The organism is Microbacterium tenebrionis, assembly GCF_903645325.1.
Classification (GTDB): domain Bacteria; phylum Actinomycetota; class Actinomycetes; order Actinomycetales; family Microbacteriaceae; genus Microbacterium; species Microbacterium tenebrionis.
On record NZ_CAHJXQ010000002.1, the window covers coordinates 138,636 to 159,702 of the forward strand.

Annotated in this window: 18 protein-coding genes and 1 pseudogene; 9 read left to right on the top strand and 10 right to left on the bottom strand. The window is 69.2% G+C overall.

The window, feature by feature from the left end; genetic code table 11:
• Positions 1-150 precede the first annotated feature (150 nt).
• Positions 151-1,038 carry an N-acetylglucosamine kinase gene (locus tag HWX58_RS04045; RefSeq protein ID WP_175985763.1) on the top strand — a complete coding sequence of 296 codons (888 nt, stop codon included), beginning with the start codon at positions 151-153 and terminating at the stop codon, positions 1,036-1,038.
• Positions 1,028-1,972, top strand: coding sequence for an N-acetylmuramic acid 6-phosphate etherase (murQ, locus tag HWX58_RS04050; protein WP_250646085.1), 945 nt, complete (start codon positions 1,028-1,030; stop codon positions 1,970-1,972). Before HWX58_RS04045 ends, murQ begins: the two co-directional genes overlap by 11 nt.
• A gap of 13 nt (positions 1,973-1,985) precedes the next feature.
• On the opposite strand, the gene HWX58_RS04055 is transcribed toward murQ, so the two are convergent.
• Positions 1,986-2,636 (bottom strand): HAD-IA family hydrolase, encoded by a 651-nt coding sequence (locus HWX58_RS04055; protein ID WP_175985765.1) that lies wholly within the window; start codon positions 2,634-2,636, stop codon positions 1,986-1,988.
• Positions 2,637-2,763: 127 nt separating this feature from the next.
• On the opposite strand from HWX58_RS04055, the gene HWX58_RS04060 reads away from it, so the two are divergent.
• Positions 2,764-4,212, top strand: coding sequence for a glyceraldehyde-3-phosphate dehydrogenase (locus HWX58_RS04060; protein ID WP_175985766.1), 1,449 nt, complete (start codon positions 2,764-2,766; stop codon positions 4,210-4,212).
• Between the two features lie 119 nt (positions 4,213-4,331).
• Complete coding sequence (locus HWX58_RS04065; protein ID WP_175985767.1) at positions 4,332-5,405, top strand: winged helix DNA-binding domain-containing protein; 1,074 nt, start codon at positions 4,332-4,334, stop codon at positions 5,403-5,405.
• Between the two features lie 72 nt (positions 5,406-5,477).
• Here the strand turns inward: HWX58_RS04065 and HWX58_RS04070 are convergent, their stop codons facing one another.
• Positions 5,478-6,920: a helix-turn-helix domain-containing protein gene (locus tag HWX58_RS04070; protein ID WP_175985768.1), complete on the bottom strand. Its 1,443-nt coding sequence runs from the start codon at positions 6,918-6,920 to the stop codon at positions 5,478-5,480.
• 208 nt (positions 6,921-7,128) lie between these two features.
• Between HWX58_RS04070 and HWX58_RS04075 the strand changes: the two are divergent.
• A pseudogene (locus tag HWX58_RS04075) lies at positions 7,129-8,903 on the top strand (phosphoenolpyruvate carboxykinase (GTP)).
• Between the two features lie 189 nt (positions 8,904-9,092).
• Here the strand turns inward: HWX58_RS04075 and HWX58_RS04080 are convergent.
• Positions 9,093-10,982 (bottom strand): ABC transporter ATP-binding protein, encoded by a 1,890-nt coding sequence (locus HWX58_RS04080; RefSeq protein WP_175985769.1) that lies wholly within the window; start codon positions 10,980-10,982, stop codon positions 9,093-9,095.
• Between the two features lie 27 nt (positions 10,983-11,009).
• Complete coding sequence (locus HWX58_RS04085) at positions 11,010-11,216, bottom strand: AsnC family protein (protein WP_175985770.1); 207 nt, start codon at positions 11,214-11,216, stop codon at positions 11,010-11,012.
• A gap of 141 nt (positions 11,217-11,357) precedes the next feature.
• On the opposite strand from HWX58_RS04085, the gene HWX58_RS04090 reads away from it, so the two are divergent.
• From HWX58_RS04090 to HWX58_RS04105, 4 genes are all read left to right on the top strand, one after another.
• The gene (locus tag HWX58_RS04090; protein ID WP_175985771.1) at positions 11,358-12,311 is read left to right on the top strand and encodes an alpha/beta hydrolase; all 954 of its coding nucleotides are present in this window, start codon (positions 11,358-11,360) and stop codon (positions 12,309-12,311) included.
• A 57-nt stretch (positions 12,312-12,368) separates the two neighbouring features.
• Entirely contained in the window at positions 12,369-13,400 is a 1,032-nt protein-coding gene (locus HWX58_RS04095; RefSeq protein ID WP_217702944.1) for a CdaR family protein, read from the top strand.
• 133 nt (positions 13,401-13,533) lie between these two features.
• Positions 13,534-14,586: an alpha/beta fold hydrolase gene (locus tag HWX58_RS04100; RefSeq protein WP_175985773.1), complete on the top strand. Its 1,053-nt coding sequence runs from the start codon at positions 13,534-13,536 to the stop codon at positions 14,584-14,586.
• A gap of 36 nt (positions 14,587-14,622) precedes the next feature.
• Complete coding sequence (locus HWX58_RS04105; RefSeq protein WP_175985774.1) at positions 14,623-15,657, top strand: S66 family peptidase; 1,035 nt, start codon at positions 14,623-14,625, stop codon at positions 15,655-15,657.
• 60 nt (positions 15,658-15,717) lie between these two features.
• Here the strand turns inward: HWX58_RS04105 and HWX58_RS04110 are convergent, their stop codons facing one another.
• The 6 genes from HWX58_RS04110 to ribD form a co-directional block, all read right to left on the bottom strand.
• Positions 15,718-17,100, bottom strand: a complete 1,383-nt coding sequence (locus HWX58_RS04110; protein ID WP_175985775.1) for an MFS transporter — start codon at positions 17,098-17,100, stop codon at positions 15,718-15,720.
• Between the two features lie 88 nt (positions 17,101-17,188).
• Complete coding sequence (locus HWX58_RS04115) at positions 17,189-17,548, bottom strand: Fe-S protein (protein ID WP_175985776.1); 360 nt, start codon at positions 17,546-17,548, stop codon at positions 17,189-17,191.
• A gap of 56 nt (positions 17,549-17,604) precedes the next feature.
• Positions 17,605-18,099 carry a 6,7-dimethyl-8-ribityllumazine synthase gene (gene ribH, locus HWX58_RS04120; RefSeq protein ID WP_175985777.1) on the bottom strand — a complete coding sequence of 165 codons (495 nt, stop codon included), beginning with the start codon at positions 18,097-18,099 and terminating at the stop codon, positions 17,605-17,607.
• Positions 18,096-19,370 (bottom strand): GTP cyclohydrolase II, encoded by a 1,275-nt coding sequence (ribA, locus tag HWX58_RS04125; protein WP_175985778.1) that lies wholly within the window; start codon positions 19,368-19,370, stop codon positions 18,096-18,098. The genes ribH and ribA overlap by 4 nt, the downstream gene beginning before the upstream one ends.
• Positions 19,367-19,996 (bottom strand): riboflavin synthase, encoded by a 630-nt coding sequence (locus HWX58_RS04130; protein WP_175985779.1) that lies wholly within the window; start codon positions 19,994-19,996, stop codon positions 19,367-19,369. Before HWX58_RS04130 ends, ribA begins: the two co-directional genes overlap by 4 nt.
• The gene (gene ribD / locus HWX58_RS04135; protein WP_175985780.1) at positions 19,996-21,027 is read right to left on the bottom strand and encodes a bifunctional diaminohydroxyphosphoribosylaminopyrimidine deaminase/5-amino-6-(5-phosphoribosylamino)uracil reductase RibD; all 1,032 of its coding nucleotides are present in this window, start codon (positions 21,025-21,027) and stop codon (positions 19,996-19,998) included. Before ribD ends, HWX58_RS04130 begins: the two co-directional genes overlap by 1 nt.
• Positions 21,028-21,067: the final 40 nt, after the last annotated feature.

Here is a 21,067-nt window from a genome sequence, read left to right on the forward strand (position 1 = left end):
TCGTCATCTTCAGTTGGATCATGATGTTCCTGCGGGCCGCGGACGAGGTCGCCGCCGTCGCGGCACGAGCGCGCAGCCCAGCATTATGCATAGACTCTTTACAATTGCGCGTCGCTGATCGGCGCATCTCCCCGTCCTGAGAGCCGCCCCATGCCCATCACCGTCGCCGTGGATCTCGGCAAGACCCGTTGCCGGGTCGCGATCATGGATGCCGGCGCCCGGCGCGTTTGCACCGGACCGGGCGCCCCTGGGCTGGCAACGTCCGGCGGTGTCGATGCCGCACGGGCCGCGATCGAGCCGCTCGCCGCGCAGGCGGGCCGGTTCGAGGTGCTCGCCGTCGGTGCGGCCGGCGCCTGGGCGGATCCGGATGCCGCGCACGACCTCGCGCGACGTCTCGCGGAGGCGACCGGGGCACAGGTGGCCGTCGCATCGGATGTCGTCACGGCTCACGCCGGTGCGCTGGACGGCGGGCAGGGCACGCTGCTCATCGCCGGCACAGGAGCTGCGGCGCTGGGCGTCGCCGACGCCGGAACCCGGCTCATCGACGGATGGGGCCCCGACATCGGGGACCTCGGCGGGGGGTCGTGGATCGGCCGGGAGGGCGTGCGCGCCGCGCTGCGCGCCCGCGACGGGCTCGGGCAGCCGACCGTGCTGTCCGACGCGATCGCCGCGCACATCGCTCCCGCTCCGGATGCCGTCGCCTGGCTCGCAGGCCTCCTCCCCGTCGCGCGGCAGCTCGCCGGGATCGCCCCGCTCGTCCTGGATGCCGCGCGCGACGGCGACCAGATCGCCGCACAGATCGCCGCGGAGGCGGTTCGTCTGCTCACGGCATCCGCCGTCGCGGCATCCGACCACCCCGGCGTAGTCGTGCACGGCGGGCTCACCGAGCATCTGTGGTTCCGCGCCGAGCTCGAGCGCTCCCTGACCGACGCCGGCCGCGCGCCGGTGCCCGCCCGAGGGGACGCCCTCGATGGTGCTGCCCTGCTCGCGCTGCGCGCGGACACACCTCACGAAAGGTTCGTCCACCGTGTCCGATGACCCTCGTTCCTCCGATCGCCTGTCCGCCCTCATCGGACAGCTCGCCCAGCTCGACACCGAGGCCGCGACCACGGAGCGCGGTGATCTCGACCTGCAGAGCACCGTCGAGCTCGTCCGGCTCATGAACGCCGAGGACCAGCGGGTGCCCGCGGCCGTCGCCGAGCGCGCGGCGGACATCGCTCGCGCCGTCGACGGGATCACCGAGTGTTTCCGCCGTGGCGGCCGGCTCATCTACATCGGCGCCGGGACGGCCGGACGCATCGGCGTGCTCGACGCGAGCGAGTGCCCTCCCACGTTCGGCACGGACCCCTCGATGGTCATCGGGCTCATCGCGGGAGGGGAGAGAGCAGTGCGATCCGCCGTCGAGAACGCGGAGGACGACCGCGACGCCGCAGGCGTGTCGCTGCGCGAACTCGGGCTGACCGAGCGCGACACCGTCGTCGGCATCTCGGCATCCGGCCGGACCCCGTACGTGATCGGCGGACTCGAGTACGCCCGCGGCATCGGGGCGCTCACGGTGGCGATCGCGTCGAACAGCGACTCCGCCATCGGTGCGGTGGCGGAGATCCCCATCGAGATCGTCACGGGTCCGGAGTTCATCTCCGGGTCCACGAGGCTGAAGTCGGGCACGACCCAGAAGCTCGTCGTCAACATGCTGACGACGCTGTCGATGATCCGACTGGGCAAGACCTATCGCGGGGTGATGGTCGACCTCGTCGCCACGAACGAGAAGCTGCACGCACGATCGATCCGCACCGTCGCGGAACTGACCGGCGTCGGCGTCGATGAGGCGGATGCGGCGCTGCGGGCTGCGGACGGATCGGTCAAGCTCGCGCTGCTCATGACCATCACGGGCGCCGAGGCGTCCCGTGCGCGCGACGCGCTCGCCGCAGCGGACGGCATCCTGCGCGAGGCGATCGCGTCCCTGGGCTGAACAGACAGGGCGCTCAGCCGATCCTGACCTCGAACCCGTCGGCCGCGGGCACGATCTCGACCTGCGTGAGATCGTCGACGTGATGCGCCGGACCGAAGAACGGCGCGTGCGGGCCGACGCCGACGACCGTCATCCCGGCGTCGAGTCCGGCGCGGATGCCGGCGCCGGAGTCCTCGAACACGACGCAGTCCGCGGGCGCGATGCCGAGCAGGGATGCCGCGAGCAGGAACCCCTCCGGGTCGGGCTTGCTGTTCGTCACACGCTCGGCGGTGACCGCGAGTTCGGGGATGGTCAGCCGTGCGGCCCCCATGCGCGCGGTCATGAGGGCGACATTCGCCGAGGTGACGATGGCGTGGGGGAGGCCGTCCAGCGCGCGCAGCAGGTCGTCGGCGCCGCGGATCGCGACGACACCGTCGGTCTCGGCGCTCTCGCGTGCGAGCATCCGCTGATTCTCGATCAGGTTGATCTCGTGATCGCGCTCGGGCAGCAGGATCGCCATGCTCTGCCACCCCTGGCGGCCGTGCACGGTCCGCAGCACCGTCTCGCGGTCCAGGCCGTGCGGCTCCGCCCATTCCAGCCACAGATGCTCGACGACGGCCGTGGAGTCGACGAGCGTGCCGTCCATGTCGAGCAGGGCAGCGCGGGCAGTGAAGGTCGTCGCCATGCATCCAGGCTAGCCCCGGTGAGGGACGGCTCCGTCGCGGACTATTCTTGAAGCATCCCCCGATGTTCCACCCGGCAACCCGCGCGCCGGACGATCTTCGGTGCGCTCAGAACTTGCAAGGACGCAGATGAACGACTTCGCGGCACACCGTGATGACTGGATGGTCTCAGAAGAGCTCGCAGAGCGGATGGTCCCGCTCATCGGCGCGCTCCGCCGCGATCATGAGGTGGTGACGTCGCTGCACGGGCACCGGCTGCTGGGGCTCTCGACGACGGGCATCATCGAGTTGCACGAGCGCGTCGCCCAGCTCGGCCACGAGGAGCTCGCTCTCGAAGACACCCTGGCCGTTCTCGAGGCTCTCCGCGATCTCGCGCCCGGCGCATCGTCGATCGACGTGGCGCGGCTCGTCGCCGGGCTCTCCGACACGGATGCTCCGCTCGACGAGTACCTGCGCGAGGCGCTCGCACCTGCCATGGGCGCCGAGCCCGCCGAGCCCACCGATGTCGTGCTCTACGGCTTCGGGCGCATCGGACGCCTGCTCGCCCGCATTCTCATCGCCCACAACAGCGGGGGCAGCGGACTGCGCCTGCGTGCCATCGTCGTCCGGCGCGGATCCGAGAACGACCTCGTCAAGCGTGCTTCGCTCCTCATGCGCGACTCGGTGCACGGCAGCTTCGCGGGGTCGGTCACCGTGGACGAGGACGCCGAGCAGATCATCGCCAACGGCACCCGCATCCAGGTCATCTACTCGAACGACCCGGCATCCGTCGACTACACCGCGTACGGCATCCGCGACGCCATCGTCGTCGACAACACCGGTCGCTGGCGCGACGAGGCGGGTCTGCGCCGTCACCTCGAGGCGAAGGGCGCGGCCCGTGTTCTGCTCACGGCCCCCGGCAAGGGGGCGCTGAAGAACATCGTCCACGGCATCAACGACGCCACGATCGAGGACTCCGACCGCATCGTGTCGGCGGCCTCGTGCACGACGAACGCGATCACGCCGGCGCTCAAGGCCATGGACGAGGCGTACGGCATCGTGCGCGGCCACGTCGAGACCGTGCACTCGTTCACGAACGACCAGAACCTGATCGACAACTTCCACTCCGGCGACCGTCGCGGCCGGTCGGCCGTGCTGAACATGGTCATCACCGAGACCGGAGCGGCCAAGGCCGTCGCCCGCGCACTGCCCGAGCTCGAAGGCAAGCTGACGGGTTCGGCGATCCGCGTGCCCACCCCCGACGTGTCGCTGGCCGTCCTGCACCTGACCCTCGAGAACCCGGCGACCAGGGACGAGCTCAACGACTATCTGCGCCGCGTCTCGCTGCACTCGAAGCTCCGCCAGCAGATCGACTACGTCGAGAGCCCCGAGGTCGTCTCGACGGACTTCGTCGGCTCGCACCGCGCCGGCATCGTCGACGGGCTCGCGACGATCGCGAACGACCGCGACGTCGTGCTGTACGTCTGGTACGACAACGAGTACGGCTACTCGTGCCAGGTGATCCGCGTGCTCGAGGTCATGGCAGGTTCCCACCCCGTCGTGCTGCCGCCCCGCCGCGAGGTGACGCTGCAGGGCTGACGTGCAGGCCGCGTGTCAGCGGTCGACGCAGGCGGTCAGGTCGGCATCCACGTACCCGGTGAACCCGCGGATCGATACCGCCGAGCGGCGATGTCCGACGCGCAGGGCAAGATGGGGGCATGAGGCCGGAGATGCTGCGTCAGGAGCGGCTGCGGTCGCACCGGCTGTCGGCCCCTGCGCGCTCGGTGGCGGATGCCGCGCAGCACATGCTCGCCGTGCAGGCGCAGGAGTTCTGGGCCGGTCGCTGGGCGCTGGCCTCCCGCACCGCGGGCACGCCGACAGTGAGCGCGGTGGACGGCCTGTTCGACCGCGGTGTCCTCGTACGCGCGTGGACGCAGCGCGGCACCTTGCACATCGTCCCTGCACAAGACCTCGCGTGGATGCTGCAGGTGACCGGTGCACGCCAGATGCGCGCGCAGGAGCCGCGGCTGCGCGAGCTCGGACTCGACGCCGAGGCGCTGAAGCGGGTCGAGCACGTCGTTCGGACGGCGCTGCGAGGCGGCAACGCCCTGACACGCGCAGAACTCTTGGACCTGTTCGTCGGCATCGGCATCGACCCCGCCGGGCAGCGCGGCGCCCACGCGATCGGAGCCCTAGCGCTGCGCGGCATCATCTGCCAGGGACCGACCGTCGCGCGACCGGGCGGAGTGAGCCGCGAGCAGTACTTCGTGCTCGTCGACGAGCACATCGGCGAGTCCGCATCGCCCGTCGATCCCGCCGCCGAGATGTTCGCGCGATACATCGGCGGGCACGGTCCGGCGACGGCCGCCGACTTCGCATGGTGGGCCGGTCTCACGCTCACGGCGGCGCGCGCCGCGGCATCGGCGGCGCAGAATGACGAGCGCATCCACGAAGTGGACGACGGGCTCTTCGCGGCGAGCAACCGGCCGCGGCGCAGCCCGCGCGCGGCATCCGTGCTCGCGCTCGCCTCATTCGAGGAGTACTACATCTCGTACGCCGATCGCACGGTCGCGTGCCCGCCCGAGCGCCTGGCCGCCGTTGGGCCGGGCAACAACGGCATGGTGCGCCCGATCATCGTCCGCGACGGCGTCGTGATCGGTACCTGGCGGCAGTCGACGGCGATCGGCCGGCACGCCGAAGATCCCATCCCCGAGCTCCTGACGCCAGGCGCCGCGGACGCGGCCGACATCGGCGCAGCGCTCGACCGCTACGCCGCCTTCATCACGGGGTGATGCTGGATGCTTTTCGTCGGTTTCACGCGCTCGGAACCGACCGAAAGCATCCAGCATCGCGTGCTCCGCAGATCACTCCGCTGCGTGCCGATCGAGGAACGCGTACACTTCGCTGTCGTCGACGCCGGGGAACGCGCCGCGGGGGAGCGGCGAGAACATGTGCGTGTGCACGCGGGCGCTGGGCCAGGAGCGGCCGTTCCACCGATCCGCCAAGCGCGGGTCGGGTCGCCGGCAGCACGCCTCGTCGGGACACGTCGACACCGCACGGTCCGACGTCTCCCGTCCGCGCCACCACCGTGCGTCGTCGAAGGGCACGCCGACCGTGGCCGAGTACTCGCCGTCGCTGCCCGAACCCGTCTGCGTCGCGCACCAGAACGTGCCCGACGGGGTGTCGGTGTACTGGTAGCGCTCCGTCGTGCGGTTCTGCTGCTCGAACGCAGCCCGTGCCTGGAACTTGCGGCACACCGGCTGACCTTCCACGGCGCCGGTGACATCCATCGGCAGCGGCAGATCGTCGTTCTCGTACACGCGCGTGATCGCGCCGCTGCCCTCGACGCGCAGGAAGTGCAGCTTCATGCCGAGGTGCTCGGTCATGAGATTCGTCATCCGCATGCCCGCGGCCTCGTGCGTGACGCCGAACGCGTCGCGGAAGTCCTCGACCGCGAGGTTGCGGTCCTTCTTCGCCTGCTGCAGGAACGCGATGCCCGCCGTCTCGGGGATGAGGCACGCGGCCGCGAAGTAGTTGATCTCGAGACGCTGCTGCAGGAAGTCGGCGTAATCGGTCGGCGGCGTGTGGCCGAGCAGGCGATGCGCCATCGCCTGCAGGGCCATGGACCGCAGGCCGTGACCGCCGGGGATGGATGCCGGCGGCAGGTAGATCCGGCTGTTCTCGAGGTCGGTGACCGAGCGCGTCGAGTGGGGCAGGTCGTTGACGTAGATGAGCTCGAACCCGAGCTTCTCGGCCATGATGATCACGGTCCGGTGGGTGAGCGCGCCGCTGACGTGCCCGGCCGACTTCAGCTGCTTCTCGGCGAGCTTCTCGATGTCGCCGATGTAGTTGTTCTGCGCGCGCATCCGCAGGCGCAGCTCGGTGTTGGCTCTGCGGGCCTCCTCGGGCGTGGCGATCGCCTCGCGCTCGCGGCGCTGCAGCTCGCGGTGCAGCCCGAGGATCGATTCGATCGTCTCGTCCGGCATCCCCTTCGAGACGCGCACCGGGCTGACACCGAGTTGCCGGAAGACGGGGCTCGCCTGCGCCTTCTCGAGTTCGATCTCCAGCGCCGCCCGCCGGTTCGGCGGCTCGCCCGAGATGAGGTCGGCGACCTCGGTGCCGGTGGCTTGTGCGATGGCCTGCAGCAGAGAGAGCTTCGGCTCGCGCTTGCCGTTCTCGATGAGGCTGAGCTGCGAGCCTGCGACACCGACCTTCGCGCCGAGTTCGTCGAGGGTGAAGCCCTGCGCGAGGCGGTGGTGCCGGATGCGATGACCGAGGGTGGTGAGATGGATGCCGGAGCTGCTCATTCCTTGAGCATAGCGAAAGAAACGCAGTTCTTTAGATCGAAAGTGGCCGAAAACACTCGCCTGGGTTCGGAGAATAGATGCAAGAACCGATCTCTACGATCCCTATCAAGGAGCAGACATGGCTATGGTCGAGACCTTCACCCCTCGCGTTCCCGCGGTCTCCGCAGCGCGAACCCTGGGCGCGGCTCCGACTTATGACACGCCGGCCATGGCAGAGCTCACGGCATGGGTCGAGGAGATCCGCGAACTCACCCAGCCCGCAGCGGTCCACTGGGTCGACGGCTCGGCCGCCGAGAACGACGCGCTGCTGCGCGGGCTGGTCGACGAGGGCAAGCTCATCAAGCTCAACCCCGAATGGCGTCCCGGCTCCTACCTCGCCCGCTCGCACCCTAGCGACGTCGCCCGCACCGAGGCGCGCACGTTCATCGCCTCCGAGCACGAGAAGGATGCCGGCCCCACGAACAACTGGGCAGACCCCGCCGACATGCGCGTCAAGATGACGGGTCTCTTCGAGGGCTCGATGAGAGGTCGGACGATGTACGTCGTGCCGTTCTCCATGGGGGCCGTGGGCGGCCCGTTGTCGCACATCGGCGTCCAGGTCACCGACAGCGCATACGCCGTGGCATCCATCGGCATCATGACCCGCGTCGGCGATGCGGTCACGCGTCAGATCGCCGAGGGCGCGCCGTGGGTCAAGACGGTCCACTCCGTCGGCGCCCCGCTCGCACCGGGCGAGGCGGATGTCGAGTGGCCGTGCAACGACGACAAGTACATCGTCCACTTCCCCGACTCGCTCGAGGTCTACTCGTACGGATCGGGTTACGGCGGCAACGCCATCCTCGCCAAGAAGTGCTTCGCGCTGCGCATCGCGTCGGTGATCGCCCGCGACGAGGGATGGCTGGCCGAGCACATGCTGCTGATCCGCGTCATCGACCCCCAGGACAAGGCGTACCACGTCGCCGCGGCGTTCCCGTCGGCCTGCGGCAAGACGAACCTCGCGATGCTGCGCCCGACGATCCCGGGCTGGAAGGTCGAGACTCTCGGCGACGACATCGCCTGGATCCGCCCCGGTGAGGACGGCCGCATGTGGGCCATCAACCCTGAGGCCGGCTTCTTCGGCGTCGCACCCGGTACCGGTGAGTCGACGAACGTGACGGCGATCGAGACCCTCTGGGGCAACACGATCTTCACGAACGTCGCGCTCCGCCCCGACGGCGACGTCTGGTGGGAGGGGCTGACCGACACACCGCCGGCCAACCTCATCGACTGGCAGGGCAACGACTGGACGCCCGAGTCGGGCCGTCCCGCGGCGCACCCGAACTCGCGGTTCACGGTCGCGGCGGCGCAGTGCCCGCAGATCTCGGACGACTGGGAAGAGGCCGTCCCGCTCGACGTGATCCTCTTCGGCGGCCGCCGGGCCACCAACGTGCCGCTCGTGGTCGAGGCGACCGACTGGACGCACGGTGTCTTCCTCGGCTCCACGATCTCGTCGGAGCGCACCGCTGCCGCCGAGGGGACGCTCGGCGAGCGCGCCGCGACCCGTTCGCGATCTTGCCCTTCTGCGGATACAACATGGGCGACTACTTCGCGCACTGGCTCCAGGTCGGTCGCGAGCTGCGCTTCGACCGGGCCCCGCGCATCTTCCAGGTCAACTGGTTCCGCCGCGGCGCCGACGGCCGCTTCCTGTGGCCCGGCTTCGGCGACAACGCCCGCGTGGTCGACTGGATCATCCGCCGCATCAGCGGCGAGGTGGCAGCGGTCGACACCCCGATCGGCCGCCTGCCGCTGGTCGAGGACCTGAACCTCGACGGCATCGACGTGCCGGCCGAGGACCTCGAGGAGCTGTTCTCCGTCGACGCTCAGGCGTGGATGGCAGAGGCCGACTCGACCGAGGCGTTCTACGACACCTTCGGCGAGACGCTGCCGGCTGCGCTGCGCACCGAGCTCGCCTCGCTCCGCTACCGCCTCGAGAAGGCGCAGTAGCCGCACAAGACCCGCGTCGGCGGGATGGCAGGGACGAACCCATGGCTGAGTGGTCCCGCCATCCTGCCGCCGCGACCACAGCCGGGTGCTCCGCGTCCGATCGACCGGGCCTGTCCCGATCTGCGGACGTTTCGGGGGAATCAGTCTGCAGATCGGGACAGCGTCCGCATATCGCGACGCGAGTGGATGCTACGCCAGGAGCTGATGCCTGGCGAGATCGCGGTACAGCGGTACCTGCTCGACGAGCTCGGAGTGCGTGCCGGTGCCGACGACCTCGCCGTCCTGGAGCACGACGATCACGTCGCTGTCGACAACGGTCGACAGCCGATGCGCGATCACGACGAGTGTCCGATCGGCCGAGACCGCGTCGATGGCCTCGCGCATGCGCTGCTCGTTCACGCCGTCGAGAGATGACGTCGATTCGTCCAGCAGCAGGATGGGCGCCTCAGTCAGCAGCGCCCGTGCGATCGCGAGACGCTGGCGCTCGCCGCCCGAGAGCATCACGCCGTCCTCGCCGACCGGAGTCTGCAGACCGAGCGGGCCGCGTTCGAGCACGTCGCCGAGGTTCACGGCGCGCAGGACGCGCTCGCAGTCGGCATCCGTGGCGTCAGGGGAAGCGAGGCGCAGGTTGTCGGCGAGCGTGCCGGCGAGCGTCGGGGCATCCTGCTCGACGTAACCGAAGTTCGCGCGCAGCTCGGCGCGCGGATACGTGCGGATGTCGTGTCCGTGCAGCCGGATCGAGCCGCCCGTGGGGTCGTAGAAGCGCTCGATGAGCGACAGGATCGTGCTCTTGCCCGCGCCGCTCGGACCGACCAGCGCCACCCGGGCGCCGCGCGGAACGTCGAAGGACACCCCGCGCAGCACCTCGGCGTTCTCGACCGGATCGCGGTCGTCGTCCGCCCGCTCCAGGTGCGCGTCGACGAGCAGGGTGCGCGCCTCATTCGCGGCCGCCTCGCGGGCGGCGATCACGGCGTCGGGGTAGCGGAACCGCACATCGCGGAACGAGATGGCGGCGGCATCCGCATCGCCGTACCGGTCGTCCGAGAGGGATGCGGCGATCGTCGCATCCTCCTGATCCTCCGTCGGCAGGTCCAGCACCTCCTGGATCCGCCCGAGCGCACCGAGCGCCTGGCTCACCGAGGTGATCGCTCCGAACGTCGTCGCGAGCGGCATGATGAGCATGAAGAGGAACATCACGAATGTCACCAGCGATGCGACGCTGATCGCCCCGGCCGCGACGCGGAAGCCGCCGACGCCGAGGACGGCCAGCAACGACAACTGGAGAGCCACGCCAGCGATCGGCACGACGAGGGCGGAGACCTTCGCGATCCGCACGCCGATGCCGTACGCCTCGCCCGCGAGCCCGCTGACGGCATCCGTCTCGCGCTCGGTCGCCCCGGATGCGCGCACGGTGCGGATCGAGCCCACCGCGCGCTCCACGGCCGATGCGAGTTCGCCCACCTTCACCTGCTGCGCGGCCGACGCTGTGCGGATCCGGCCGCTGAGCAGCACGACGACCGCGAGCGAGACGCCGACCACGACGACGATGATCAGTAGCAGGAGCGGATCGATGATCAGCATGGCGATCAGGGCGCCCAGGAAGAGCAGGACGCTGCCGACGGCATCCGCGAGACCCTGCGTCAGCACGGCGTACAGGAGGGTCGTGTCGGTGCCGACGCGCGAGACGAGGTCGCCGGTGCGGCGGGCGTCGAACTCGCGGATCGGCAGGTGCAGGATGCGGGCGATGAGCTTCCGGCGACTGGAGTGCACCACGGCCGTGCCGGTGCGCTGCAGCAGATAGTGCTGGTAACCCGAGATCACCGACGAGATGATCACGAATGCGACGAGCGCCCACACGAGCATCCCGAGCGGCTTGCCGTCCTGGACGAACCCGATGACCTGGCCGACGAGAAGCGGCTGGACGAGCGAGGTCAGCGCTCCGATGACACTGAGCACGGCGACGACGATCAGCGTGCGCTTGTGCTCGAACAGGAAGGGGAGGAGCTGGCGGAAGGTGGCGCGCGGACCGTCCTGCGGCGCGCCGCGTCCGCGTCGGCGAGTGGGCGCCGTACGAGACATGCGTGACCTCGATCTGAAGAAAAGGGCTTACCTACGACCGTACTTCCTGTGCGCGGCCTGTTTCGTCACGCCGAGGGCGCCGGCGATCGCCTGCCAGGAGTATCCCGCCAGACGTGCGCGGCGCACCTGCGCCTCTTCGGCGCGGGTGATATCGAGACGGATGCCGGCGAGCCGGTGCAGTTCGGCGATCGGCTCGCCGTCCGGGTCGAGTGCCTGCGCGGTGTGTGCGGTCATGGACGTCAATGTACGTTGACGACGGGTGGATCGTCAAGCGATGTTGACACCGGACCGTCGTGTCCATGGATTGTGACTCCGTGCACGTGCTGCGCATGTGATCATGAAAACAGCGGCGAAGACCCCGATGAGGAGCACATCATGCGGCATCCGCGTATCGATCCGGAACTGCGCGCGGCCCTGACCATCGTGGGTGGAGTCTTTCCGCCGACGATCACTCCGGAGCTCATACCGTTCATGCGCCGCTCCTATGCGTCGGGTCCGCGGGACGAGCTTCTCGCGGGCCTCGCGGTGACGGTCGATGACATCGAGTTCCCCGGATATCAGGGTGCCCTCCTCAGCGCGTCGATCGTGTCACCTGAAGGCACCGGCGGGTCTCTTCCCGCACTGCTCGCGTTCCACTCCGGAGGCATGATGTTCGGCGATCGGTTCAGCGGAATGGACGTCGCTCTCACGCTCGTCGCCGAACTCGGCGTGCGACTCGTGACGGTGGAATACCGGCTTGCGCCGGCGCATCCGCATCCGATTCCCGTCGAGGACTGTTACGCCGCGTTGGTGTGGCTCGTCGAGGAGACCGCCGCCTTGCAGATCGATCCGGACCGCATCCTGCTCGCCGGAGCAAGTGCCGGTGCGGGGCTCGCCGCCGGCGTCGCGCTCCTCGCCAGAGACCGAGGCGGCCCGCAGGCGTGCGGGATGCTGCTCGACTACCCCATGCTCGACGACCGAGGCGTGACAGCCTCGGCATCGGAGTTCGACGGCATCGGCGTGTGGGATCGCGTCAGCAACGAGACCGGTTGGCGCGCGCTGCTCGGCGAGTCGGTGGGCTCCGACGACGTGTCGGAGTATGCGGCACCCGCTCGGGCGACGGACCTCTCGGGACTGCCGTCCGCCTTCATCGACGTCGGCACCGAGGAAATCTTCCGTGACGAATCGGTCGAGTTCGCCGCCCGCCTCTGGCACGCAGGGGTGCCGACTGAGCTCCATGTCTGGCCGGGCGCATTCCACGCCTGCGACATCTTCGCGCCGCACACGACCATCGCGCGCGCGATGATCCGTGCGCGCACGGACTGGGTGCGGCGCACTCTGCTGCCGTGAGACAGCCGCGCTCGGACAGCCCCGGGGACATAATGGAGTCCTGGCGAAGGAGACATGATGCAGGAGCTGCTCGGACGCATCCACTCGCTCGATCCGCACGCCAGCGAGAGCATCCGGATCATCGCCTGTTTCGACGAGCTCATGGCCGGAGGAGTGTCGATCCACGGGCTGGTCGCGGCTGCCGCCGCCCTTTCGGGGTCGACGGCCGGCGCGGAATACTCCGGCAGATTCATGCGCGTCGCCCGCTCGGGTGATGCGCTTGTCGCTGATCAGACGGCCCATGTCAGACGAGCGCACGATGACGATGGCGTGCGGGTGTGGATCGAGGGCGACGAGGATGCTGTGCGCCTCAACGATGACCTGCTTCTCGAGCGGCTGTCACTCGCCGTGCGGATGCGACGAGATCATGCCGACCGCACACCACCCCGCCGGGATCTCGCGCTCCTCATCGATCCGACTGTTCCCGAACCAGACCGCCTCGAGGCGGCGTCGCGGCTGCGGCTGTCGTCGGAGGAGACGTTCCGTGTCGTCCTCGCTCCGCTGTTCGCGACCTGGAAGACGCATCCGCGCGGACCCGAAGACGTCGTGCCGGCGGCATCCGGGCCGCTGCACGTGGCGCTCATCCGGGGGAGCGACCGTCCGGAGGGAACACCGGCGGGAATCGGAGTCGCGACACCACTGCGCGATCTGCCGACGTCCTTTCGCACGGCCATGGTGGCGGTGCGACTCCACGACGCCAGATCAGCGGAGGCATCCCACGCGGATGATCTCGGAGGCCTCGCCGTGACGCTCGCCGATCTCGCGCAGCAGAGCGGGCACGAGGACCGCGATCGCATCACGAGCGTCACCGCACACAGCTGGGGCGCGTCGACTCTGGACGCGATCATCCGCACGACGACGATGCGTGAAGCAGCGCGTGTCCTCGGCATCCATCCGAGTACCATGGCCGCGCGGGTGGATTCCCTCACCGCCGCGCTGGGCTTCGACCCGATGACCGGACTCGGCCGCACGAGAATGGGCATCGGCTTCCTGCTGTGGCGCGTGCAGAGCTCGACCGTGCTCGACGCGGTGACGGTCCCCGCCGACTGACCCCGACAATCGTCGGTGCCGCAACCCCGCATCGCGCGCACCTGTCTGTACCGCGGGCTTGCGCGGCACGACACGATGAGGGTGCCGTCGATCGGAGAGGATCGTGCGGACCCGATCACGAAGGAGTGTCGCCATGCTTGAGAACCCGTACTACACCGCTGACGTCCACAAGGACTTCACGCTGATATCCATCGGCGAACTCGCGCTCGAGGAAGGTGGCGTGATTCCCGACTGCACGCTGGCCGTGCGCACCTGGGGCACGCTGAACGAGGCGCGGGACAACGCGATCCTGATCACGACGTGGTACTCCGGCACTCATCAGATCTGGGCGGACGCGTACGTGGGCCCCGAGCACGCGCTCGACCCCGAGAAGTACTTCATCGTGTGCGTGAACCAGATCGGCAACGGCCTGTCCGTCTCGCCGCACAACACAGCGGACGCATCGATCTCCGCGTCACGGTTCCCCCACGTGCGCATCGGTGACGACGTGGTCGCGCAGGAGCGACTGCTGCGAGAGCACTTCGGCATCGAGCGGCTGGCCCTGGTCGTCGGAGGATCGATGGGCGCGCAGCAGACCTACGAATGGGCGGTACGCTTTCCCGACAAGGTGCTCCGCGCGGCGCCGATCGCCGGAACGGCGAAGAACACCCCTCACGACTTCCTCTTCACCGAGACGCTCAATGAGCAGATCTGGTCGGATCCGGGCTGGAACGGCGGCGAGTACGCATCGAACCTCGATGTGCACGACGGTCTTGCACGTCATTCTCACCTGTGGGCGACCATGGGATTCTCCACGGAGTTCTGGAAGCAGGAGAAATGGGCAGACCTCGGGTTCGCGTCGTGCGACGCGTTTCTGAGCGACTTCCTCGAGCCGTACTTCACCGCGATGGATCCCAACGCGCTGCTCACCATGGCCTGGAAGTGGCAACGCGGCGATGTCTCCCGCCACACCGACGGAGACCTCGCGGCAGCGCTGGCTCGCATCACGGCGAGGGTGCTCGTGATGCCGATCAGCGAGGACATGTTCTTCCCCGTTCGTGACTGCGCGGCCGAGCAGGCGCTTATTCCGCGGAGCGAACTGCGAGTGATCGACGACGTATCCGGGCACCTCGGGCTGTTCGCGATCAATCCCGCCTTCATCCCGCAGGTGGATGCCGCTCTCCGCGAGCTCCTCGCCGCCCAGTGAGGCGGCAGGCGGTGTCGGTGATGTCATGATGGCCTGATGCTGACACCGCCCATGCTCACCCCCGGCGACCGTGTAGCGGTGCTCTCGCCGGCGTTCGCCGCACCCGCAATCGCTCCGGCCCTGCATGAGCAGGCGATGCGCAGGCTCACGGAACTGACCGGTCTGATTCCGGTGGAGTACCCGACGACACGCGAACTCGGAGCCTCGCCCGAGGCGAGAGCGGCGGATGTCAACGCGGCGTTCGCCGACTCGTCGATCAGGGCGATCCTCGCGACGATCGGCGGGGACGATCAGATCCTCGTGGTGCCGCATCTGAACGCCGCGATCGCGCAGGCCGACCCGAAGCCGTTCATCGGGTACAGCGACAACACGAACATCCTGAACTGGCTGTGGGACCTCGGCATCCCCGGCTTCTACGGCGGCTCGACGGCCGTGCACCTCGGGCCGGGTCCTGCGGTCGACGTCATCCACGCGCGATCGCTGCGCGCGGCGCTGCTCGACGGCGGCGAGCTCGAGCTGACCGAACCCGGCGAATCCGAGGACGTCGGCCGGCGCTGGGAGGACCCGCGCGCCCTCACGGAGTTCGGCGATCGCGTCCCCACCGAACCCTGGGCGTGGGCCGGGCCTGCGAAGCGCGTCGAGGGACGCACATGGGGCGGATGCCTCGAGGTGCTCGACGGGCTGGCGTTCGCGGGGCGGCTGCCGGCGGCATCCGATCTGGAGGGTGCGATCCTGCTCATCGAGACGAGCGAGGAGCGGCCGCCGGCGTCCTGGGTCGGCCGATGGATGCGCGGCCTGGGGGAGCGCGGCATCCTCTCGGCGATCGCCGGCGTCCTGGTCGCGCGTCCGCCGGTGAGCGACTTCGAGTTCCGTCCGTCGCAGGACGAGGCCGCGGCGCTGCGCGCTGCCCAGCGCGATGTCGTCATCGAGACCGTCGCCCGCTACAACCCGGATGCCGTGGTCTGCGTCGGCGTGCCCTTCGGTCACACCCGACCGCAGTGGATCGTTCCCTACGGCGGCCGGATGGTGCTCGACGGCTCGGTGCAGCGCGTATTCGCCGACTACCGCTGAAGTAACGCAAATGACCGCATCTCAGCGTGAGATGCGGTCATTTGCGTTACTTGAAAAGGGTTACAGCTCCGCGCTCTGCGCGAGGCCGAGGTCTGCCTCGTAGTCGTGGTCCTTGGTCTCGGGTGTGAAGATCAGCGCGATGAACGTCAGCACGCCCATGGCCGCGAGATACACGCCCACGAGCACGGGCGATCCGCCGGCGGCGCTCCACAGCGCCACGGCGATGAACGGAGCCACCGCCGCGCCCAGAATCGACGACACGTTGTACGAGATCGCGGAGCCCGAGTAACGGACGTTGGTCGGGAACAGCTCCGGGAGCAGCGCTCCCATCGGGCCGAACGTCGTGCCCATCAGCATGAAGCCGATCACGAGCAGCGCCTGCGTGAGAGCACCGGTGAACTTCGGGTCGGCCTGCGGCAGCAGGAACAGGTTGAACGACAGCCCGAACACGATGATCGCCGCCGTCACCCACATGAGCAGGCGGCGTCGGCCGACCGCATCCGCGACCGGGCCGGACAGCAACGTGGAGATGCCGAAGAACACCACGCCGATGATCTGCATGAGCACGAAGTCGGTGTACGCGAATCCGAGACCAGGTACGGCGGCGTCGGTCTGCGCGGTGCCGTAGGTCAGCGTGAAGTTCGTCATCAGGTAGAACAGCACGTACGTCGCCAGCATGATGAACGTGCCGAGGATCAGCTGCTTCCAGTAGTGGCGGAACACGGTCGCCAGCGGCATCTTGCGGATCGCGCCGACCTCCGACGCTTTCTTGAACGTGTCGGACTCCACGAGCTTCAGCCGCACCCACAGGCCGATGATGACCATGACGGCCGAGAACAGGAACGGGATGCGCCAGCCCCACGCGAGGAAAGCCTCGGACTTCAGCGACGGGTCCTCGGCGTGCGGCAGCAGCCAGTTGATCCCCAGGAAGATGAAGTTGGCGAGGATGAAGCCGACCGGGGCGCGGGGCTGCGGGAACGAGCCGTACCAGGCGCGCTTGCCCTTCGGGGCGTTCTCGGTGGCGACCAGGGCCGCTCCCGACCATTCGCCGCCGAGCGCGAAGCCCTGCGCGAGACGCAGGATGAGCAGCAGGAGGGGCGCGACCCAGTTGATCTGCTGGAACGTCGGCAGAACGCCGATGAGGACGGTCGCGATGCCCATGGTGAGCAGGGATGCGACGAGCGTCGCCTTGCGGCCGTACTTGTCGCCGAAGTGTCCGAAGACCATCGCGCCGATGGGGCGGGCGACCATGGCGGCGCCGAAGACCGCGAAGGATGCCAGCAGCGACGCGGTCTCGTTGTCGCTCGGGAAGAACAGGATCGGGAAGACCAGGACAGCGGCCGTCGCGTAGGCGTAGAAGTCGTAGAACTCGATGGTGGTGCCGACGAGGCTCGCCGTGATGACGCGCGACCGGGGATTGGCGGGTTTGACTGTGGTGCTCAAGGTGCTCCTGACGATCGGGTGCCCGATGAACGAGCACCCGGGGAGTTTACGCCTTCCTGAGAATCAGCTGTGCACAGCTCGCCGCGTGTTACCGCCAGAGCAGGGCGATGCCGGCGTTCGCGAGCGTCAGGATGCCGACGAGCCAGAAAATCGCGGGGGGCACGGTGGCACCGCGCTTCTGCCGTCCGCCGCCGATGCCCAGCAGTGCGCCGATGATGAGCAGCACCACGAGTTTCGTGCCGATCTTGGCGTAGTTCATCTCAACGCCGTCGGCGAGGCCCCAGGGTGCGGCGAGGGCGAGTCCGGCGACGCCGGCGATCGCGAGACCCCAGTCCATGATCTTCGTGATCTGGCGCTTGCCGCCGAAGGCCTGTACGGCCCACGAGCCGAACAGCACGGCGAAACCGACGAGGTGGACGAGGACGACGACGTGGCGCAGGGTCTCCATGCCGTCAGGCTAGCCCTGCGCTGCGGCGTCCGCTAGCCAGGTGAACCTCAGCGGGTTCAGCCGCGCGGTCCCTGAGCCTGTCGAAGGGCCCGCACGACCAGGGTGGTGCGCAGCGCGGCATCCGCAGCCTCGGCGCCCTTGTCCTCCTTCGAACCCTCGAGGCCCGCACGATCCAGACCCTGCTGCTCGTCGTCGAGGGTGAGCACGCCGAAGCCGACCGGCTTGCCGGCATCCAGTGCCACGCGGGTGAGGCCGTCGGTCGTCGCCGCCGACACGTACTCGAAGTGCGGGGTGGCGCCCCGGATGATGACGCCGAGCGCCACGACGGCGTCCGCGCCGCCGGCGAAGGCGGCCTGTGCCGCGGCGGCGAGCTCGAAAGATCCCGGCACGCGGACGATCTCGTAGGTCGCCCCGGATGCCGTGAGCACTCGCTCGGAGCCCGCGATCAGTCCGTTCGTGATCACGTCGTGCCAGGTGCCGGCGATGACGACGACGCGCAGTCCCGTGCCGTCGATCTTCTCGGTGGGGGAAGGTGCTCCTGCGCGGCTCATGCCTGGTCCTTTCCGTGCGCGAGGGCCTCGGCGAGCTCTGCCTCGCCGATGATGTGCCCCATGCGGTCGCGCTTGGTCTCGAGGTACTGATGGTTGTTGGGTCCGACGCCGACGATCAGCGGAACCTGTTCGATCACGTCGAGTCCGAGCTCGCGCAACTGGCTCACCTTGTCGATGTTGTTGGTGAGCAGACGCACCTTCGCGATGCCGAGGTCGCCGAGGATGCCGGCGGCCGCAGCGTATTCGCGGGCGTCGGCGGGAAGGCCGAGGGCGAGGTTGGCGTCGACGGTGTCGAGCCCCTCCTCCTGCAGGCTGTACGCGCGCAGCTTGTTGATCAGGCCGATGCCGCGGCCCTCGTGGCCGCGCATGTAGATGACGACGCCGCCATCCTGCTCGATCGCGTCGAGGGCTGCGTCCAGCTGAGGACCGCATTCGCACTTGAGCGAACCGAACGCCTCACCGGTCAGGCACTCGGAGTGCACGCGCACCAGAGCGGTCTCGCCGGGCTCGCCCGAGACGACCGCGATATGGTCGGTGCCCGTCACGCGGTCCTTGTAGGCGAGGAAGCGGAATACGCCGTGCTCGGTCGGCACTGTGGCGTCGGCTCGCAGGCTCACGCGGCGCCGTCCGGTCCGGGACGAGGTCACCGGCCCCTCCAACGGGTCGATCTCGTTGAGATGGCCGATGAGCTGCTCGATAGTGATGACCGGAACCCCGTCGCGCTTGCCGAGCTCCTTCAGGCCGGGCAGGCGCATCATGCTGCCGTCCTCGGCGACGACCTCGGCGATCGCGCCCACTGGCTGGAGACCGGCGAGCTTCATCAGGTCGACAGCGGCCTCGGTGTGACCGCCGCGCTCGCGCACGCCGCCGTCGACGGCGCGCAGGGGCAGGACGTGACCGGGGCGGATGACGCTCGTCGAGGTCGACGCCGGGTTCGCCAGAACGTTCAGGGTGTGCGCGCGATCCGACGCGCTGATCCCGGTCGTGATGCCCTCCGCGGCATCCACGCTCACCGTGTAGGCGGTCGAGCGCGCGTCCTCGTTGGCCTCGACCATCGGCGGCAGGTTCAGATGGTCGGCCAGATCCGACGGCATCGGGGCGCAGATGAAGCCGGACGACCAGCGCACCGTCCACGCGACCCACTCGGGGGTGGCGAGTTCGGCGGAGAGGATGACGTCGCCCTCGTTCTCGCGGTTTTCGTCGTCGGCGACGATGACCGGCCGCCCCGCCCGCAGCGACTCGAGGGCTTCTTCGATGGTGGAAAGGCTCATCGCGAGCCTCCTTCCGGTACAGCCCGGAACGCCAGCAGGCGTTCGACGTGACGGGCGAGGATGTCGGTCTCCAGGTTGACGCGATCGCCGACGGCGCGGCCTCCGAGTGTCGTGGCGGAGAGGGTTTCGGGGATGAGGGAGACCTCGAGCCAGTGCTCGTCGCCGCCCGCGGTGCTGACCGCGCTCACGGTGAGCGAGGTTCCGTCGATCGAGATGGAGCCCTTGTCGACGACCAGGGGCGCGAGGTCGGCGGGAATCGTGACGCGCAGTACGCTCCACCGGTCTCCGGGTCGCACCTCGGCGATCTCGCCCGTGCCGTCGACGTGCCCCTGCACGACGTGACCGCCCAGGCGCGCACCGACCGGCATCGCCTTCTCGATGTTCACGCGGGTACCGACGGATGCCGTCGCCAGAGCTGACACGTCGAGGGTCTGCTTCATGACGTCGGCGTCGAAACTCTCGGACGTCGATCCGACGACGGTGAGGCAGACGCCGGAGACGGCGATCGATTCTCCGTGCACGGCATCCTGCGCGGCCTTCGGTGCGCGGACGGTGAGGCGCCAGCCGTCGCCCGACGGCTCGATGGCGGTGATCTCGCCGATCTCCTCGATGATTCCGGTGAACATCAGAGTTCTCCTTCTTCTGTGCGTGCGGGGTGGGCGATCGCGAGCAGGTCGGCGCCGAGCGGCACCCATTCGTCGATCGTGAGTCTGCGGGCTTCGACGATGGATGCGACGCCGATGTCGGTCAGGGCGAGCCGGTCGCCGCCGAGCAGCACGGGCGCAAGATAGGCGAGGACGCGGTCGGCGAGCCCCGCCGCGATGAAGGCGCTCGCCAGCGTCGGGCCTCCCTCGACGAGAACCGTCTGGATGCCGCGGGCATGGAGGTCGGCGAGAACCGCGGTCAGGTCGCGGGTGTCGAAGAACAGGGGCTCATGCGGGTGGCGGCGCAGCGCGGCATCTGCCGGCGTCTCGCGCGACCCGATGACGACGGGGACGGGCTGATGCTCGAACAGGGCATCGCCGTCGCGTGCGGTCAGCGCCGGGTCGTCGGCGAGAACGGTACCGGTGCCGACGACGATCGCGTCGGCGACGGCGCGACGGCGGTGCACATCGCCGCGGGCTTCGGGGCCGGTGATCCACTGGCTGGTGCCGTCGGCGGCGGCGGCGCGTCCGTCGAGGCTCTGCGCCCACTTCACGGTGACGTGCGGGCGGCCGAGCCGCTGCGCGGTGAGCCAGTCGGTGATGAGGGCGGTGGCGGCATCCGCCTGCTCGCCGGATTCGACTTCGACGCCGGCTGTGCGCAGACGCTCGGCGCCGCCGCCCGAGACGGCACCGGGGTCGTCGAGTGCGTACACGACGCGGGAGACGCCCGCGTCGATGAGGGCGAGCGCGCAGGGGCCTGTGCGCCCGGTGTGGTTGCAGGGCTCGAGCGTCACGACCGCGGTCGCGCCGCGTGCGGCATCCGGGGGGAGCTTCGAGAGGGCGTCGACCTCGGCGTGCGGAGTGCCGGCACCGCGATGCCAGCCCTCGGCGATGACCTCGCCCGCAGCGGAGAGGATGACGGCGCCGACCTGCGGGTTCGGACCGCGCGGGCCTCTGGCGGCGAGTGCGAGTGCATGCGTCATCGCGCGGCGCTCCGCCTCGGTCACTGCCATCCGTCGTCCTTCTGTCCAGAGTCCGGGGATGACAGAACGC